This is a genomic window from Segeticoccus rhizosphaerae (assembly GCF_009192725.1).
Classification (GTDB): domain Bacteria; phylum Actinomycetota; class Actinomycetes; order Actinomycetales; family Dermatophilaceae; genus Segeticoccus; species Segeticoccus rhizosphaerae.
Map to the genome: position 1 here is coordinate 1 of NZ_VOHR01000529.1, position 1,627 is coordinate 1,627.

Annotated in this window: 2 protein-coding genes; one reads left to right on the plus strand and one right to left on the minus strand. The window is 72.7% G+C overall.

All coding sequences use genetic code 11. The features are described 5' to 3' along the window. The first annotated feature begins 180 nt into the window (after nt 1-180). Entirely contained in the window at nt 181-783 is a 603-nt protein-coding gene (locus tag FRW57_RS21385) for a DUF4126 domain-containing protein (RefSeq protein ID WP_152187014.1), read from the plus strand. A 39-nt stretch (nt 784-822) separates the two neighbouring features. On the opposite strand, the gene rsmI is transcribed toward FRW57_RS21385, so the two are convergent. Further along, nucleotides 823-1,626 (minus strand): 16S rRNA (cytidine(1402)-2'-O)-methyltransferase, encoded by an 804-nt coding sequence (gene rsmI / locus FRW57_RS21390; protein ID WP_238999532.1) that lies wholly within the window; start codon nt 1,624-1,626, stop codon nt 823-825. Nucleotide 1,627: the final 1 nt, after the last annotated feature.

Genomic DNA, 1,627 nt, shown 5'->3' on the forward strand with positions numbered 1-1,627 from the left:
CCCGGCTCTGGCTCGCCCTGCGCGACGCCGGCCTGGCCTGACCGCCGCCGGCCTGGTCCGACCGCCGCCGGCCTGGTCTGAACGCCGCCGGAATGGCTGGGAAGTGACGTCCGCCAGCAACTCCCGGCGGGTGGGCGGTTGCTGCGACACTGTGCGCACGCGATCACGAAGGGGGCGGGCATGCTGGCAGCACTGACCGGGATGGGGTTGTCCGCGGCGGCCGGCCTCAACGCCTACATCCCGTTCCTCATGGTGGCGCTGCTGGCGCGGTTCACCGACGTGATCGCGCTGCCGCAGTCCTATGCGTGGATCGAGAGCACCTGGGCGATCGGCGTGGCCGCCGTGTTGCTGCTGACCGAGGTGGTGCTCGACAAGATCGCGATCGTCGACAGCCTCAACGACGCGGTCGCGACCTTCATCCGGCCCACCGTCGGGGGGCTGATCTTCGCGGCGACGAGTGCGGCGGGGAAGGTCGACAGCTCCTCCTGGATGCAGGACCACCCGTGGGTCGGTGTCGTGCTCGGCGTCGCGATCTCCGGCATCGTGCACGCGACCAAGGCGACCACCCGCCCGGCCGTGAACATCTCGACCGTGGGCCTCGGCGCTCCCGTCGTGTCGGCCGCGGAGGACACCACCTCGGTCGGGCTCAGCCTGATCGCGGTCTTCCTGCCGGTCCTGGTGATCGTGGCTCTGGTCCTGCTGGCGTGGGTGATGTGGTGGGCGTGGCGACAGTTCCGCCGGATGAAGCGACGTCGGCCTGGCCGGTCCCCCTCTCCGGCATGACGTCATCGGTCTCCTCGACCGTGGTGAGCACGGAACGGCTCAGGACGTCGCGCGGGAGGCGAGGGCCCCGTCATACAGGGCCTTCTTGGACAGGCCGGTGGCGCGGGCGACGTCGGCGCAGGCGTCCTTGAGCCGCTCGCCCTGCTGCACGCGTGCCAGGACGGCGGCGACCCCGTCGTCGAGGTCCACGACCTGCGGAGGTGCTCCCCCGACGACGAGGGTGATCTCGCCCCGCACGCCCTCGGACGACCATGCCGCGAGTTCCGCGAGGCCGCCGCGCCGGACCTCCTCGTAGGTCTTGGTCAGCTCCCGGCAGACGGCGGCGGGGCGGTCGGCGCCGAAGGCCGTCGCCATCGCGGCCAGCGTCGCCTCGAGCCGGTGCGGCGCCTCGAAGAAGATCATGGTGCGGGATTCCCGTGCCAGCGCGGTCAGTGCGCGGGCCCGCTCCCCCGGTTTGCGCGGTGGGAAGCCCTCGAAGCAGAACCGGTCGACGGGCAGCCCGGACACGGCGAGGGCCATCAGCACCGCGCTCGGTCCCGGCACGCAGGTGACCGGCACGTCCGCGTCGATCGCGGCCGCGACCAGGCGGTAGCCGGGGTCGGAGACGGACGGCATACCGGCATCCGTGACGACCACGACCCGCTCCCCCGCGAGCAGGCGGCCCAGCAGGTCCGGCGTGCGGGAGGCCTCGTTGTGCTCGTGGTAGCTGAGCACCAACCCCTGCGGCGAAATCTCGAGGGCCTGGCACAGCCGGGAGAGCCTGCGGGTGTCCTCCGCCGCGACCACGTCGGCCAGCGCGAGCTCCTCGGCGAGGCGGGGCGCGGCGTCGCGCGGGTCGCCGATC

Excerpts from the sequence above, each read along its gene's own strand:
- FRW57_RS21385 (WP_152187014.1), top strand. The coding sequence starts at position 181 with ATGCTGGCAGCACTGACCGGGATGGGGTTGTCCGCGGCGGCCGGCCTC.